Origin of the sequence: Acinetobacter sp. YH12200 (assembly GCF_013418175.1) — a bacterium.
Taxonomy (GTDB): domain Bacteria; phylum Pseudomonadota; class Gammaproteobacteria; order Pseudomonadales; family Moraxellaceae; genus Acinetobacter; species Acinetobacter pseudolwoffii.
Genome location: NZ_VPCO01000002.1, coordinates 234,131 through 248,753, shown reverse-complemented (window position 1 = coordinate 248,753; position 14,623 = coordinate 234,131). Strand labels below are relative to the sequence as shown.

Sequence of the window (14,623 nt, the reverse complement as noted above, 5' to 3'; positions counted from 1 at the left end):
ATCAGAGTATCTTTCATGCTAAAAAAATTAACTGCAATCGCCCTATTGGGTTCAGTATTGGCTGTAATGGGCTGCGAAACCGTACCGAATACCGCCACCACACAAACCACGAATCATTTACAACTTTTGCAAAATCGTACCTGGATTGCCACACAGATTGGCAATACTGAAATCAAGACCGCAGCTACTGCACCTCATCTTCCAAGTCTGCAATTTGATGCCAGTACCCAGCGTGTTTCCGGTTCAGATGGCTGTAACCGGGTTATGGGCAGCTATACCGCAGGCAAAGACAGCCTGCATTTAAGCCAGATGGCAACAACACGCATGGCCTGTATGCATAATGATCAGCTTGATCAGAAATTTAATGAAGCTTTAGCCAAGGTGACGCATTATCAGGTATTTGGTAAAACCCTAAAACTATTGGATCGTCATGGTAATGTGTTAATTCAGCTGGAAAGTGCAGTTCAGCCACGTTAAGACTTCCCTACAAAAAGCCTGTATTGGCGGGCTTTTTTATCTTTCATACTGATGGGCCAGGATTCAACCATCAGCCCAGTTCAATCGAATGAGGAATCAGCCATGCAACAAGCACTTTTTGGTGGTGGATGCTTTTGGTGTACCGAAGCGGTATTTTTACAAATTCAGGGCGTTCAGCAAGTCCTGAGTGGCTATGCCGGCGGTCATACCCCTGAGCCAAATTATGAGGCCGTGTGCGGCGGTGAAACCGGCCATGCTGAAGTTATTCTGGTTGATTTCGACGAAAACCAGATCAGCTATGCCCAGCTCCTTGAGGTGTTTTTTGCGACGCATGATCCAACCACTTTGAACCGTCAGGGCAATGACGTCGGCACCCAATATCGTTCCGTGATTTATTATCTGAATGCTGAACAAAAAACTCAGGCAGAAGCAGCCATGGATGCTTTAAAAAATGAAGGCCTGAATATTGTGACTGAACTCAGCCCGATGCCGACCTTCTATCCTGCTGAGGAATATCACCAAAATTTCTTTGCGAAAAACCCAAACCAAGGTTACTGCAATTTTGCCATTCCGCCAAAACTGAATAAATTACGCAGTAAATTTATGACTTTGTTAAAAACCCATTAATTTGCATAAAAAATGGGGATAAAAAAAGCGACTGAAATCAGTCGCTTTTTTTTGTTAGCTGAATCTTAGTTATCGGTTGCAAAGGCAATATCGCTGAGTCCGGCTCCACTCGCACGCGACATGACTTGAGCTACCGTGTCATAACGGGATTCTTTATCTGCTTTCAGCACAATCGTCGGCTGACGTTCAGTCTGACCTGCTTCATTAAAACGGGTCTGCAATTCGTCTAAGGTCAGGACATTGCCATTCCAGGCAATCTCACCTTCCGCATTGATGCTGATTGTGACATTTTCAGGCGGCAGATCAATAATCTCCGCAGTGGTTTGTGGCAAGGTTAATGGAATTGATGGGTTCGCAACGGTCGCTGTCACCAAGAAGATGATCATCAATACCAACATAATGTCGATGAGGGGAATGAGATTCATCTCATTCATACCTACATCGTTGTCTTCACCCAGTTGAAAAGCCATTAAGCTTGACCTCCCACTAAACTCTGTTGTGTTACTTTTTCATCAGACTTTTTTGCAGCAGATTCCTGTTGCAACATGGTGTCAATCAACAAGCCATGTGCCTGATCTTGTAACTCATGCGCCAAACCACGATTGAAACGCACACAGATGTTATAAGCCAGTACCGCAGGAATCGCGACGGCCAAGCCTAGACCCGTCATGATCAAGGCTTCACCGACTGGGGTTGCCACTTGTGCCAGACCAGCCTGACCGCTTTTACCCACTGCAACCAGCGCATGGAAAATACCCCACACGGTACCAAACAAACCGACAAATGGTGAAATCGAAGCAATCGTACCGAGGACGGATACCCCTTTTTCAGCATTGGCTTTTTCGGCTGAAATCTGACGTAACAATGCCTGTTCTGCCACTGCCTTACGCTGTTCAAAGCCCAAAGGAGCCAATTTGGTTTTCAGTTGCTCCAATGCTTGAGACAGCTGGGTATAAGCAACTTGTTTAAGCTGGCGAGTGCCCATTAAACGCAGCACAAAAATGGTCCATGTCGCAATCGACATTGCCAATAACACGAAGTACAGCGTTTTACTGACTGCATCAGCGTGTTGCCAATAAACTGAAAAGTTCATCTTCGAACTCCTAATGGGTTAGCCGTTATTTGGTAATTTGAAAATCGAAAGGCTGCTCAACCCGGGTTGGATAAGCCACACCATTTTCCACATATTTGGTTAGTTGCGCGCGGCGTACCGCTGCTTCAACTTTACGGTTCACTGCCGAGCTACAATCCGAATTACGTGCAGTCGCAGAAACCACTTTACCCTGCTCATTTGCCGCCACATCGACTACCATCGAACAAGTCGCTCTTAACTCACCTGAAGACAAGGAAACTTTCGGTGCGCGCTGCCAGCTCACCCCCCCCCCAATCGAGACACTTTTTGGTGATGGCGGCGCAGCAGGTGCTGGCGGTGCTACAGGCGCAGGTGGCGCGACTGGAGCTGGTGCCGGTTGCACTTTGGTTTCGGTGACCACTGTCGGTACCACCGGACTTGGGGTTGGTTTAGCTTCAACGGGTGGTGCTTTCACGACTTTAGGTGCTTCTGCCTTCTTCACCTGTTCTATTTTTTCAACTTTTTTCGGTGGTGGCAGCGGTTTATCTACAATTTTGACTTCTTTGGGCTTAGGCGGCTCTTTTTGTGGCTCGGCCTTCGGCTTTGGCGGTAAAGGTTTGGGTGCTTCCTGCAATTTTACAAAGCGCACTTTAAGCGGCTCTTTCTCTACAGGCTTGAGCTCCGGTGCGTCCATCTGGCTCACTGCCCACAATAGGCCCACATGTCCGACGAACACGGCCGCCAGAATCGAGATGACTTTCTTTTTCATCTTGTTGGGCGGTGTAGGTGGCATGGGAGCAGCAACTTGACTCATTAAATCTATTACCTTGAGGAGATGATGTGAAACAAACAATCAAGCTCATCGGTTAGCACAATTAAAGTACGCCAATAATAAATGAGAAGTGTTTTCATTTGCAACTACTAATCATGCCTTTCACTGACTTTTTTTGCATCAAAACAAAAAAGGCACACTAAAAGTATGCCTTTTTAAATAGGGATGCAAGTTTTATTGGAACACCACAGTTTTATTGCCATCGACAATAATACGGTCTTCCAGATGCCATTTCACTGCACGTGCCAGTACATTACGTTCTACGTCCTGACCGAGTTCACGCAACTGTTCAACGGTAAAGTCATGATTGACACGTTCTACGTCCTGCTCGATGATCGGGCCCTGATCCAGATCGGCAGTGACATAGTGTGCAGTCGCACCGATCAGCTTGACACCTTTTTCATGCGCCTGTTTATACGGATTTGCACCGACAAATGCGGGCAGGAATGAATGGTGAATATTGATCACTTTCATTTCCCACTTGCTTACAAATTCTTCATCTAGAATCTGCATATAGCGCGCCAATACCAACAGGTCATTGCCCTGCATTAACTGGTCAATTTCTGCATAGGCTTCAGGCTTGTTGTCTTTGGTCACCGGCACCACTTCAAATGGAATCCCAAAGTTTTCAACCGCTTCGCGTAAAGTCTCGTGATTCGATACCACCTTGGTAATTTCACATGGCAACCCACCACGGGCATGACGCCATAACAGCTCAAGCAAGGCATGATCGACCTTAGACACCAAAATACCGACTTTCTTCACATCGCTGACCAGAGCCAGACGCCATTGCATGCCGTAACGCTCTGCGACATTTACCGCAAAAGTCTGGGTAATGCTTTCTTTACGGCTTTGCAGATGATCCAGTTCAAATTCAACGCGCATGAAGTAACGGCCGCCCTGCGCTGCTGTCGCATATTGGTCAAGCGCAGTAATATTGGCACCTTGATGATACAAGAAGCTCGAAACAGCCTGCACGATGCCCGGCTTGTCTTCACAAGTAATCAATAAACGTGCGGTGTTAGCAGTCGTCATATTCATGTTGGTTTAAGTCACTAATCAGTTAAATTAAAAAATAAGCCGAGTATTCTAGCGCGTTTCCGAGATATTCTGAATAGGCGACTCGACTTCTGTGTTTTTTGCAGATGACAGGCTGGCAAAAAGTTCCGAAGAACCCAGACTATTTAGCAAACCTTCATAAGTTTGACGGCTTTCACCGCGTAAATAGGCCCCTTCCAGGAACACCATTTGACGGAGTGCCTGCCAGACCCATTTTTCTTCCAGCGTATTGGAATCGGTCAGATGACCTGACATATATAGGAAGTTGGTCCAGTTGGTCAGTACAATCCACAGGTTAATGATCAGTGCTTCAATTTCTGAATCGGTCATGTCCATCAAGCCAGCATTCACAAAAGCCTTATAGATTTTCTGACCTTGCTGCATCACTTCGCCGGCAAAGCGTGGATACATCTTGCGGAAATCTTCGTTATTTTCGACCAGATGATAGACATCGCGATGCAGGAAACGATAAGCCCACAGCTGACTGCTCAGTACCTGAAAATAATGAATCTTGTCATTGGCATCCAGAGCACGATCATCCGGCAGCGCCAGCATTTCCAGAGTTTGCTGCTGGTACTCCTCCATCAATTCTTTAATAATTTCATTCTTATTACGGAAATGATAATACAGGTTACCAGGGCTCATCCCGAGTTCAGCCGCAATATGATTGGTGGTCACAGAGCGTTCGCCACGCTCATTGAACAGCTGCAAACTGAGCTGCAAGATACGCTCTTTAGTTTTTAAGGTTTTGGTTTGGGACATCCTAAAATAACCATTCAGTTCGTGCATTAGCAGGCTAACACACAAAGTCACTTGACTAATTAGAGTATTTGCTCTAAAAATTAATTAATCGATTTTTGAATAATGGTAGTGCGGCATGAACAGTCACACAAAAACAATATCAATGACACCACATTTTTTTGATGGCCAATACTTAAATGAGCTTTTGGCACAACAAAAACATGCTTACTTAAACTATCCTTTGCCGACGGCAAAGGAACGCATCGATCGTTTAGCTCGACTTAAGCGTATCTTAGTTAAGTATCAAGATCAATTTGCAGAGGCAATTAATCAGGATTATGGTAACCGCTCGATTGGGGAAACCAAAATTGGTGAACTACTCACCTGTCTGGAACATATCAAATATTATAGCAAAAACTTGACCCGATGGATGAAACCCTCCAAGCGTCATGTCGGCATTATTCATCAACCGGCCAAAGCTTGGGTGCAATATCAGCCTTTGGGCGTGATTGGGATTATTGCACCGTGGAACTATCCGCTGTTGTTGTCGATTGGTCCTCTGATTTGCGCATTGGCTGCCGGCAACCACGCCATGATCAAGATTTCTAGTGCATCGGCTGCGTTTGGTGAAGTGCTTGAAAAAGCCTTGGCAGAAGCCTTTCCAAAAGAACTGGTCGCAGTGGTCAATGGTGGCGGTGTGATCTCAGATGCTTTCTGTCGTCTAGCCTTCGACAAAATGATTTTTACCGGCTCGACTGCTGTGGGTAAAACCGTGATGGCAGCCGCAGCAGAAAATCTGGTTCCGGTGATTCTGGAACTGGGAGGTAAATCGCCAGTGCTGGTGCATCCATCGATTGATCTGCGTGATGTCGCGCAGCGGATTGCGGTGGGCAAACTCTGGAATGCCGGTCAAACCTGTGTCGCACCGGACTATATGTTCCTGCCTCGTGGCAAGACGGCAGAATTTATTGATCATTTTAAAGCCTGCGTAGAAAGTATGTATCCGGATATCACCCATAATCAGGATTACACCTCGATTGTGAATGACAAACAGTACAACCGTCTGCAAGGCTATCTGGATGATGCACGTGAACAGGGTGCTCATGTTATTGAAATCAATCCGCGCCATGAAAATTCCGCTGATCTGCGTAAAATTGCCCCCACCATTGTGACCAATGTCACACCAAGCATGCAAATCATGCAGCATGAAATCTTTGGTCCACTGCTGCCAATCATGGAATATGATCAAATTGATGAAGTTATCGACTTTATTAATAGCCGTCCACGCCCACTTGCTTTATACTACTTCGACTTTGATCAAGCGCGTGCCGATTATGTCGCACAGCGTACCCATTCAGGGCATTTCGGGCAAAATACGGTATTAACCCATGTTGCACAAGACGATCTACCATTTGGGGGTGTCGGTGCATCAGGTATGGGGAAATATCACGGTCCAGAAGGCTTCTTCAGTTTGTCGCATGAACGCTCGGTAATGTCGAATCCCAAGCTGTATAGCTTGAAATACATTCTGCCGCCGTTCAATAAACCGATTCACAAGCTGATTTCGAAGACACTTCTCCGTTAAATGATCAAGGCATGAGCTATCGATATAGCTCGTGCTGCGTTTTGACGAAAATCGCTTGTCTTTTAAGCGCATTTTTGATATAAAACGCCCCTTGAATGATTTCAATCCGTTTATTTTTGACTGGCCATACAGATTTGCTGTTGGCTAAATCAATGGAGTTACACCATGTCTAAGGTTTGCCAAGTTACCGGCAAGCGTCCAGTCGTTGGTAACAACGTCTCACACGCCAACAACAAAACTAAGCGCCGGTTCGAGCCGAACCTGCACCAACACCGCTTCTGGTTAGAAAGCGAAAAACGTTTCGTACGTCTTCGTCTTACTACTAAAGGTATGCGTATTATCGATAAATTGGGCATTGAAAAGGTTGTTGCTGACCTACGTGCTCAAGGTCAAAAGATCTAAGTAAGGAGTCAGGACAATGCGTGATAAGATTCGCTTAGTTTCTTCAGCTGGTACAGGTTATTTCTATACCACGACTAAGAACAAACGTACTATGCCGGAAAAAATGGAAATCAAAAAATTTGATCCAAAAATCCGTCAACACGTAATCTTCAAAGAAGCTAAAATCAAATAATTTTGGCTTTTTTAAAAAAACGACCCTTTCAGGTCGTTTTTTTTTGCATTTTTTTTACCCCACTTGATAAACTTTCTACATGTTTTGGCACTTTTTGTGCTTATTTCCCAGCAAACCTAACTAAAGGAGTATTTAGTGCCACATGACGTAGAACTCATTATATTATTGGCTGTTGGTTTTGGCTTAGCCCTGGTTTTTGGCTATATCGCTGCACGTCTGCGCCTCCCTCCACTTATCGGCTATCTGGTGGCCGGCATTCTGATTAGCCCCAATACACCCGGTGTGGTCGGCGATATTCATCTGGCCAACCAGCTGGCAGAATTAGGTGTCATGTTCCTGATGTTCGGGGTCGGGATGCATTTCTCGCTAAGTGATCTGATGCAGGTGCGGCGGATTGCATTGCCTGGTGCGATTTTGCAAATTGCAGTCGCCACTCTGCTCGGAGTGGGAGTCTCGATGTTATGGGGCTGGAGCTTTGGCTCTGCGCTCGTATTCGGTTTAAGCCTGTCCTGTGCCAGTACGGTGGTTCTACTCAAAGCACTCGGTGATCGTGGTCTGCTCGATTCAATTAATGGCCGGATTGCCGTCGGTTGGCTTTTGGTCGAAGATCTGGTCATGGTCTTGGCCTTGGTGTTATTGCCGGCCACTGCCTTACTTCTAGGCGGACAAGCACTTGAAGGTGCGAGCGATGACAATATCTGGGCCACTTTAGGCATTACCCTGCTGAAAGTCGCAGGCTTTATTGCCTTTATGCTGATTATTGGTAAACGTCTGGTGCCGATGATCATCCAAGTCGTGGCACGTCTGGGTTCTCGTGAGCTGTTTACCCTGACTGTGGTCGCTGCGGCCATCTCGATTGCCTTTGGGGCCTATAAGGTTTTTGGGGTATCTATGGCGCTGGGGGCTTTCTTTGCCGGGATGGTGGTGAAAGAGTCAGATTTCAGTCATCGCGCGGAACAAGAAACCTTGCCGCTGCGTGAAATCTTCTCAATCTTATTCTTTGTTTCTGTCGGAATGCTGTTTGATCCGCGTATTTTACTGGAACAGCCACTCCATGTGCTGACAGTCGTCGGCATTATTCTGATTGGTAAAACTCTGGCGGCAATGGCACTGGTATTGTTCTTCCGCTATCCAATCAATACCGCGTTGACTGTTGGCGCTTCGCTGGCACAGATTGGTGAATTTTCATTTATTTTGGCAGCACTTGGGGTGTCACTGAATCTGCTTTCACTAGAAGGTCAAAACCTGATTCTGGCGGGCGCATTGGTCTCGATCACTCTCAACTCCTTTATCTTCTCCGCGATTGAACCGGTACAAAAATGGATTCGGGAACGCTCGACCCTGGCACGTTTACTGGAACGCAGTGGTGATCCCTTGGCGATGTTACCCGATGAAGTTTCACAGGATTACTTGCGTGATCAGGTGGTGCTGATTGGTCATGGTGAAGTGGGGCGTCGTATTACCCGCTCATTAATGGAAGAAAATATCAAGGTGGTTATTGCAGAAGAAAACCGCGATATTGTCGAAAATCTGCGTGAAAAAGGCATTGCCGCGGTTTCAGGCGCTGCGACTGAAGCTGGTGTTTTGATCCAGGCACATATTCAACATGCGCGCTTACTGGTCATTTCCCCTATGGATATCATCGATATTCATAGAATTGTAGATATTGCCAAGACCTTGAATCCGAAAATTCAGGTATTGGTCTGTGCCGAAAGCAAGGAAGAAGCTGAAGCGATCCGTCGTGATAATATCGGCGCGGTGTATTATGCCAAAGAAGAAATGGCGAAAAATATGAGTAATCATATTTTAAACCAGATCGAGATTGCGCATCAGCATCCCCCTTCTCATTAAATTTCTTTGCATAAAAAAAGTTGCCCAATGTGGCAACTTTTTATGCATAATCACAAGATTTTTTGTAATAAGCTGACTTCAAATCATCAGGATTTAAATCAAAGAAACGAGGTTTTCATTTCTTGAAATTAACCTTGAGCTCGTACCTAAAATCTAACTCACCCCCAACCCTTTAAAATCAAAAAGCACACCGATAGTGTGCTTTTGAATACATTGTAATCTTAACTCATATACTTCGGCTCTTCATCTACCACTTCTGCCTGCCATTCATTGACCTGCTGTTCCAGCAAGCCATACAGGGCCGCCTGAATCATCTGTTGCGCAATCACAGGCGTCTGCTCTCCGAGTAGAGCCTTCACCTCGTCATTAAACTGAATCATGACCAAAGGCTGTTTATGCGAACCTGCATTGCGTAAAGCCAAGGCACCACCTTCAAGTTGAACGAGTTCTAAAATCGCGTCTTGATTACCAAATAAGTCTTTCAACTGTTCTATAGACATATATCCTCCATGTTCAACATGGTGGCAAAGAGCCGGGTGCACTTTGCATCATTAGAGTAATTAATATAGGGTTAAAAATTCTAATTTCAAGTACGGTCGATCCGATTAAAATTCAATCATCTCATTGCGAAAACCATCGATGAGTTGTGTCAAGTCACGATGCCATTCTCTTAATATAGCAGGATCAGGTAACCATGCTTGTGGAGACTGTGTGACTTTAATGATGAGATTTGAGGAGGTTTCGTCTTCGGGTTCCGGTGTACTCGGTTCAGGCGCATACTGGCACAGACGATAGGCACGTTTCAGTTCAGCAATGAAACCGCTCTTGGATAAGTGTTGTAATACGGCTACTTCGGGTGAAATCTGGCCTTTGGCTGCCATTAGTTCTTCGATCGATTTCAGCGTCGGATTGGCATCATTCAGGCGATAGTAACGCACCAGTTCCTGCAAAAATGCCAATAAAGCGCCATGTAAATGAAATACAGTCGCCTCACGTTGTGCCTGAGCCTGTTGCACATGCTCGGTTTGCTCTGCCTGCTGGCAGGCAAGACGGGCAAAATACAGTTTTTGATTGGTACGGTCCGCATGATAGCGAGCAACACGGGTCATTGATATTTCCTAAGGTTTTAAACAAATTTTGGCTTTTATAAAGTAAAAGGTTCGCTTTCATTTCGCAATCAAAACATGTTTAAACTGAATCCATCCAGTACTGAAATCCAGAAAATCTAACTGCCTGCACGAGTACAACCATGAGCACAACAAGGTTAAATTTCAGCCATAAAAAAGGAGCATATCAAGTGCTCCTTTTCCAGTTTAAGCCTCGGGCTTATCTTCTGCTTGTTTTACCCGGATTCCATGTCCGTGCAAGCGCAAAGTATTCAGGCCTTTAATGGCTTTGATGGCTTCACGTGCATGCGGCATTTCTACAAAGGCAAAACCTTTTGATTTCCCGGTTGCCGCATCGAGCACCAAAGTACAAGTATTCACTGTGCCATATTCCTGGAACAACTTCAGCAACTCGGCTTCTGTGACCGTACGTTCTAAATTACGAACTAAAATTTTCATCTGATAACCTTAAGAAGATAGGCAAAAAATATCAAAAAGCACGCGCCTACTCTACTTTTTGTATGCAACAACTTTGCTATAGTTTAATCGAGATCAATGCCAAAATCTAAATTAATCGATTGACGTTCAATTAAGGCACTTTTCACGGTCTGCTGCCGGGTTTTGTAATGGGTTTCCGTGGTGCATAAATGCCGGGTGAGATCATTCAAGAAATAACTTGCGACTTTACGTCCCTGCGCATCGACCGTTTCCCGCGCCCAGTGATTCAGATTTTGTTTGGTTAGAATCAATTCATTTTTGGCTCGGGTCAGCGCCACATACAGCACACGACGTTCTTCTTCAACATCATCAAAGTCGCCTTGGGCGCGTGCATGCGGATAATTTCCCGGCGTGACATTGGCCACATAACAGACATTCTGTTCGGTGCCTTTTGCTGAATGAATGGTAATCAGGGTCACCACATCATGATCGGACTGGCGTTCAATTTCCGAAATCGACACTGGATCGAGCACATATTCCTCTAAAAATTCACTTAGTTGTGAATGCTTGGAGGCCAGTTGTTTCACCAGTTCAAAATCACCCTGACGACGTGGCCAGTCTTTTTTATAGTTCTCTGCCAGTTGTGTTTCAATTGCCTGAATCGCAAGACTGACACAGGCCTGCACTTCGCCTTTCAGCGCGCTCATCTGCTTCATGATCAGAATCGCATTTAGAGGTATCTTGCCAAATTTCTCCAGTTTATCGGAGATTTTATCGATTTCAGGTTCCAGCAAAATGTGTTGCGCCAACTTGCTTGCACCGACATCACCGACACCATTCCACAGGGTCAAGAAACGCATCCAGGCGATATCATCCAGCGGATTGGCGACCACACGCAGCATGCTGAGCAAATCTTTGACATGTGCCGTTTCCAGCAGCTTCATACCGCCAATAAATCGATACGGTACATTGGCCGCGATACAGGCCGCTTCAATATGCCGCGCGGCAAAACTGGAACGCACCAGTACCATATGTTCGCCCCATTTGCTGCCCTGTAAATAATGACGCTCTTTAATATCAATTGCGATCCATTTGGCTTCATCAAACTCATTCGGAAATATATGCATGCGCGGCTTTAGGCCCTCGCCACGATAAGCTTCCAGACGTTTGTCATATTTGATTTCAGACTGATCCAGCAGCCAGTTGGACAGATCCAGAATTTCCTGGGTCGAGCGGTAGTTTTTTTCCAGTTTAAAAATTTGCGCATCTGGTACCCGTTCTTTGAAATGATGAATATTTTCAAAGTCTGCGCCACGGAAACCATAAATCGACTGGGCATCATCGCCGACACAAAATAGGCTGATCCGGTCTTTCAGCGGCTCCAGCAAGGCCCATTGCAGTGGATTGGTATCCTGCATTTCATCGACCAGCATATGCCGACAGATTGAAGCCACATAATCGACTAAGCCTTCTGATTGTGCCAAAGCTGTCGCCACCACCGCCAGAATATCGTCATAATCCAGAAAACTGCGTGCTTGCTTACGTGCTTCATATTCTTTCATGATTTCGGCAATCTGGTCCTTTAAGGCCAGATATTCCGGCATCTGTTTTTCTAATGCCAGACTGAGTTTTTGTCGGGTATTGCGTGCAAAAGAATATAGATCACATAGTTCCTGAGGCTTAGGCAGATGGTTGGGATTTTTCTTGTCATCACGACCGCGAATCAGGCGGAACATCATCAGCTGATCATCACGATCAATAATCGAAAACTGTTCCAGACCAAAAACTTTCGGAATACGGCGCAGCAGATACATACAGAAGGTATGAAAGGTCGAGGCCCGCAGTCCCTTGGCTTCTTCACCAAGTGCCAGTTCGACACGCGCCACAATTTCACTGGCAGCCCGGCGGGTAAAGGTCAGAATTTGAATCTGGTTGGCAGGCACACCCTGCTCAATCAAGTAAGCTGCGCGTGCCACGATAGTCTTGGTTTTGCCACAACCTGCCCCGGCCAGCACCAAACTGTGTTTTGCTTCTGTGGTCGCTGCTTGCTTTTGTTGGGGGTTTAATTCATCAATCAGGGTGGCTAAACTCATTTTCACTCATCATTTTGTGGATGTATGTAGTTTAACAGATCGCTTCCAGAATTATGGCTTTTCAGTTGTCCTGAAACTGTCTCCAATTTTATTTCCTGATTTGATATTAGCTAATGACAGGGCGTGCTGGATTGCAGGAGAGAGAAATACTTTCACTCTGTCAAAAGATTTTTAACTATCTCAGCGACAGCTTTCTCCAAGTTCATTTCTGCATTTTTTAAGGCTTCTTCTAAAGGACAATCTGGTGGATTAATACCAATAATCTGGCTAAATCCTGACTCAAACAGATCCTCAATTCCTTCACCGATTAGACCAGCAAAAGCGATTACCGGTTTATTAAATTTCCTGGCGAGCTGTGCTACCCCAAAAGGGGTCTTGCCCAAAGATGTTTGACTATCAATTTTACCTTCACCGGTCAGGACATAATCTGCTTGCGCTATTTTCTCACTCAGTTGAACCTGTTCAATCATCAGTTCCACCCCGGACCGAATAGAGGCAGCGGTGAATGCCATTAAACCAAAACCCAGCCCACCGGCTGCACCCGCACCTGCCACATGACGATAATCACAACCAATCTGCCCAGCGACTACATCGGCAAAATGCCCGAGATTTTGATCCAGCTGCTTGACCATTTCCGGCGTTGCACCTTTCTGTGGCCCAAAGATTATCGATGCACCATGTGGTCCACACAGCGGATTATTGACATCCGATGCAATGATTATTTCAGTATCTGCTAAACGTGGATCCAGTCCAGATAAATCCATTGATTTGACCAGATCTAAGTTTCCACCACAGACCTGAATTGACTCACTCTTATAATTTAGAAACCGCACACCCAGTGCTTGCGCCATACCTGCACCTGCATCATTGGTAATACTACCTCCCAGTCCAATGATGATTTTTTTCACACTCAAGTCCAATGCCTGTTTGATCATTTCTCCTGTGCCATAAGTTGAAGTGAGCATCGGATTACGCTGAGCAGGATCAAGTAAATGCATACCATTGGCTTTGGCCATTTCAATCACGGCAGTCTGGCCTGCATCAACCAAACCCCAATAGGTCTGAATACGTTGCTCAGGTAATGGCCCGGTCACGTCACATACAATGCTTTGTCCCTTTAAACTTGAAATCAGTGCATCGACCGTGCCTTCACCGCCATCAGCCATTGGTACATGAATGATGTGGACATCCGGAATGACGTTCTGGATACCGCGTTGCATGGCCTGACAAGCCTGCGCAGCAGACATGCTTTCTTTAAACGAGTCAGGAGCGAGCACAAAGGTGAACGGCATGGTGTGATCTTTTATCCACAAACGAAGTCTAAATTGTGGATAAATCCAGCACTATCCACAAGTCTTTATTTCCAGCCCAACTCAATTGCTGTGATCTCATTAATCAGGGTCTGATCCAGAGATCCCGGCATTTTACTCGTGGTTTCGGACAGCGGGATATGTCCTGCCATCAGTTCTGCCTTGGCTTGTGGGAACACAGGTTGCTGATCTGGAAATGCATAACCTATTGGATAAATCGGCTGACCTGTGGCCAGATCATATTTATCACTGGCACCAAAGGCATGCAGTAACTCATGTACCAAAACAATTTTATTTTGTTCAGACTGCTTTTGAGAGGCAAACAGGTTGACCGAACCAATCCGGCCTTTTTGCAAGGCAGTTGAATGCTTTAATTGCCGGGTTTGTGCCGGATCATAATAATTTAAAAACAGGGTCAGACTGGCAGAAGGGTCCGAACTTTGTTGCTGTTTCCAGGCATAAAATCGAAACTTTAAACTCCATACAACAGTATCGAAAATTGAGGCCTGCTCAGGGACTTTAGGCGGTAAAACTTTAAGCTCACGACCCAAATTAAAATAAAAATAAGTGGGTTGATTACGATATTGCTGTGCTGATTTTTGTAGAAAGTCTCTTGCCGTTTCTAGATCCTGAACTGACAGTTGCTGGATGTATTGCTGTGTGGTCGGTAATCCATCTGCATTAATTGGATGCAACAGAACCATGACCGGCTTTGACCAGTTCTGATTTTGATCACGATAGGCATTGACTGCAACGATCAATAAAATACTTAATAAAATCAGAATCCGAATCTTTTTCCACATATCCCCAAGCAACCTTATTTATTTTTTTAAAATATCGACACATCATAAATAAAAA

At 45.4% G+C, this 14,623-nt stretch carries 17 protein-coding genes; 6 read left to right on the top strand and 11 right to left on the bottom strand.

Annotation, left to right across the window (positions count from 1 at the left end; translation table 11 throughout):
• The first annotated feature begins 15 nt into the window (after positions 1 to 15).
• Together FTU90_RS02730 and msrA are read left to right on the top strand one after the other, a co-directional pair.
• Entirely contained in the window at positions 16 to 477 is a 462-nt protein-coding gene (locus tag FTU90_RS02730) for an META domain-containing protein (protein WP_180071914.1), read from the top strand.
• 102 nt (positions 478 to 579) lie between these two features.
• Positions 580 to 1,104: a peptide-methionine (S)-S-oxide reductase MsrA gene (msrA, locus tag FTU90_RS02725; RefSeq protein ID WP_005095533.1), complete on the top strand. Its 525-nt coding sequence runs from the start codon at positions 580 to 582 to the stop codon at positions 1,102 to 1,104.
• 65 nt (positions 1,105 to 1,169) lie between these two features.
• Here msrA and FTU90_RS02720 read toward each other — a convergent pair whose 3' ends face one another.
• The 5 genes from FTU90_RS02720 to FTU90_RS02700 form a co-directional block, all read right to left on the bottom strand.
• Positions 1,170 to 1,574: a biopolymer transporter ExbD gene (locus FTU90_RS02720; protein ID WP_005172785.1), complete on the bottom strand. Its 405-nt coding sequence runs from the start codon at positions 1,572 to 1,574 to the stop codon at positions 1,170 to 1,172.
• Complete coding sequence (locus FTU90_RS02715; protein WP_005095531.1) at positions 1,574 to 2,197, bottom strand: MotA/TolQ/ExbB proton channel family protein; 624 nt, start codon at positions 2,195 to 2,197, stop codon at positions 1,574 to 1,576. The genes FTU90_RS02720 and FTU90_RS02715 overlap by 1 nt, the downstream gene beginning before the upstream one ends.
• Before the next feature lie 25 nt (positions 2,198 to 2,222).
• Complete coding sequence (locus tag FTU90_RS02710; RefSeq protein ID WP_180071913.1) at positions 2,223 to 2,990, bottom strand: TonB-dependent receptor; 768 nt, start codon at positions 2,988 to 2,990, stop codon at positions 2,223 to 2,225.
• A 192-nt stretch (positions 2,991 to 3,182) separates the two neighbouring features.
• Positions 3,183 to 4,049 (bottom strand): formyltetrahydrofolate deformylase, encoded by an 867-nt coding sequence (purU, locus tag FTU90_RS02705; RefSeq protein ID WP_005095527.1) that lies wholly within the window; start codon positions 4,047 to 4,049, stop codon positions 3,183 to 3,185.
• Positions 4,050 to 4,097: 48 nt separating this feature from the next.
• Positions 4,098 to 4,829: a TetR/AcrR family transcriptional regulator gene (locus FTU90_RS02700; RefSeq protein ID WP_034608773.1), complete on the bottom strand. Its 732-nt coding sequence runs from the start codon at positions 4,827 to 4,829 to the stop codon at positions 4,098 to 4,100.
• A 115-nt stretch (positions 4,830 to 4,944) separates the two neighbouring features.
• Here FTU90_RS02700 and FTU90_RS02695 point away from each other — a divergent pair, with 115 nt between their 5' ends.
• The 4 genes from FTU90_RS02695 to FTU90_RS02680 all read left to right on the top strand — a co-directional run bounded on the left by FTU90_RS02695 (position 4,945) and on the right by FTU90_RS02680 (position 8,818).
• Positions 4,945 to 6,393, top strand: coding sequence for a coniferyl aldehyde dehydrogenase (locus FTU90_RS02695; protein WP_005172791.1), 1,449 nt, complete (start codon positions 4,945 to 4,947; stop codon positions 6,391 to 6,393).
• A 165-nt stretch (positions 6,394 to 6,558) separates the two neighbouring features.
• Positions 6,559 to 6,795: a 50S ribosomal protein L28 gene (gene rpmB / locus FTU90_RS02690; RefSeq protein ID WP_004813275.1), complete on the top strand. Its 237-nt coding sequence runs from the start codon at positions 6,559 to 6,561 to the stop codon at positions 6,793 to 6,795.
• Positions 6,796 to 6,811: 16 nt separating this feature from the next.
• Positions 6,812 to 6,967 carry a 50S ribosomal protein L33 gene (gene rpmG / locus FTU90_RS02685; RefSeq protein WP_001205031.1) on the top strand — a complete coding sequence of 52 codons (156 nt, stop codon included), beginning with the start codon at positions 6,812 to 6,814 and terminating at the stop codon, positions 6,965 to 6,967.
• Between the two features lie 135 nt (positions 6,968 to 7,102).
• Positions 7,103 to 8,818 carry a cation:proton antiporter gene (locus FTU90_RS02680; RefSeq protein ID WP_180071912.1) on the top strand — a complete coding sequence of 572 codons (1,716 nt, stop codon included), beginning with the start codon at positions 7,103 to 7,105 and terminating at the stop codon, positions 8,816 to 8,818.
• A 221-nt stretch (positions 8,819 to 9,039) separates the two neighbouring features.
• Here the strand turns inward: FTU90_RS02680 and FTU90_RS02675 are convergent, their stop codons facing one another.
• The 6 genes from FTU90_RS02675 to FTU90_RS02650 form a co-directional block, all read right to left on the bottom strand.
• The gene (locus tag FTU90_RS02675) at positions 9,040 to 9,318 is read right to left on the bottom strand and encodes a hypothetical protein (protein ID WP_004278462.1); all 279 of its coding nucleotides are present in this window, start codon (positions 9,316 to 9,318) and stop codon (positions 9,040 to 9,042) included.
• A gap of 105 nt (positions 9,319 to 9,423) precedes the next feature.
• The gene (locus FTU90_RS02670) at positions 9,424 to 9,927 is read right to left on the bottom strand and encodes a DUF6586 family protein (protein ID WP_074383987.1); all 504 of its coding nucleotides are present in this window, start codon (positions 9,925 to 9,927) and stop codon (positions 9,424 to 9,426) included.
• A gap of 204 nt (positions 9,928 to 10,131) precedes the next feature.
• Positions 10,132 to 10,383, bottom strand: a complete 252-nt coding sequence (locus tag FTU90_RS02665) for an RNA-binding protein (RefSeq protein WP_005095517.1) — start codon at positions 10,381 to 10,383, stop codon at positions 10,132 to 10,134.
• 83 nt (positions 10,384 to 10,466) lie between these two features.
• On the bottom strand, positions 10,467 to 12,455 hold the full coding sequence (locus FTU90_RS02660) for an ATP-dependent helicase (protein WP_180071911.1): 1,989 nt from the start codon (positions 12,453 to 12,455) through the stop codon (positions 10,467 to 10,469).
• A gap of 152 nt (positions 12,456 to 12,607) precedes the next feature.
• Positions 12,608 to 13,747 carry a glycerate kinase gene (locus FTU90_RS02655; RefSeq protein ID WP_180071910.1) on the bottom strand — a complete coding sequence of 380 codons (1,140 nt, stop codon included), beginning with the start codon at positions 13,745 to 13,747 and terminating at the stop codon, positions 12,608 to 12,610.
• A 65-nt stretch (positions 13,748 to 13,812) separates the two neighbouring features.
• A complete protein-coding gene (locus FTU90_RS02650; RefSeq protein WP_005172813.1) occupies positions 13,813 to 14,568 on the bottom strand; it encodes a hypothetical protein in 756 nt (251 codons plus the stop codon).
• Positions 14,569 to 14,623: the final 55 nt, after the last annotated feature.

Coding starts and splice junctions, on each gene's coding strand:
- rpmB (WP_004813275.1), top strand. CDS start 6,559: ATGTCTAAGGTTTGCCAAGTTACCGGCAAGCGTCCAGTCGTTGGTAAC.
- FTU90_RS02695 (WP_005172791.1), top strand. CDS start 4,945: ATGAACAGTCACACAAAAACAATATCAATGACACCACATTTTTTTGAT.
- FTU90_RS02720 (WP_005172785.1), bottom strand. CDS start 1,574: ATGGCTTTTCAACTGGGTGAAGACAACGATGTAGGTATGAATGAGATG.
- FTU90_RS02675 (WP_004278462.1), bottom strand. CDS start 9,318: ATGTCTATAGAACAGTTGAAAGACTTATTTGGTAATCAAGACGCGATT.
- msrA (WP_005095533.1), top strand. CDS start 580: ATGCAACAAGCACTTTTTGGTGGTGGATGCTTTTGGTGTACCGAAGCG.
- FTU90_RS02670 (WP_074383987.1), bottom strand. CDS start 9,927: ATGACCCGTGTTGCTCGCTATCATGCGGACCGTACCAATCAAAAACTG.
- FTU90_RS02715 (WP_005095531.1), bottom strand. CDS start 2,197: ATGAACTTTTCAGTTTATTGGCAACACGCTGATGCAGTCAGTAAAACG.
- FTU90_RS02665 (WP_005095517.1), bottom strand. CDS start 10,383: ATGAAAATTTTAGTTCGTAATTTAGAACGTACGGTCACAGAAGCCGAG.
- rpmG (WP_001205031.1), top strand. CDS start 6,812: ATGCGTGATAAGATTCGCTTAGTTTCTTCAGCTGGTACAGGTTATTTC.
- FTU90_RS02655 (WP_180071910.1), bottom strand. CDS start 13,747: ATGCCGTTCACCTTTGTGCTCGCTCCTGACTCGTTTAAAGAAAGCATG.
- FTU90_RS02730 (WP_180071914.1), top strand. CDS start 16: ATGCTAAAAAAATTAACTGCAATCGCCCTATTGGGTTCAGTATTGGCT.
- FTU90_RS02710 (WP_180071913.1), bottom strand. CDS start 2,990: ATGAGTCAAGTTGCTGCTCCCATGCCACCTACACCGCCCAACAAGATG.
- FTU90_RS02650 (WP_005172813.1), bottom strand. CDS start 14,568: ATGTGGAAAAAGATTCGGATTCTGATTTTATTAAGTATTTTATTGATC.
- purU (WP_005095527.1), bottom strand. CDS start 4,049: ATGAATATGACGACTGCTAACACCGCACGTTTATTGATTACTTGTGAA.
- FTU90_RS02700 (WP_034608773.1), bottom strand. CDS start 4,829: ATGTCCCAAACCAAAACCTTAAAAACTAAAGAGCGTATCTTGCAGCTC.
- FTU90_RS02660 (WP_180071911.1), bottom strand. CDS start 12,455: ATGAGTTTAGCCACCCTGATTGATGAATTAAACCCCCAACAAAAGCAA.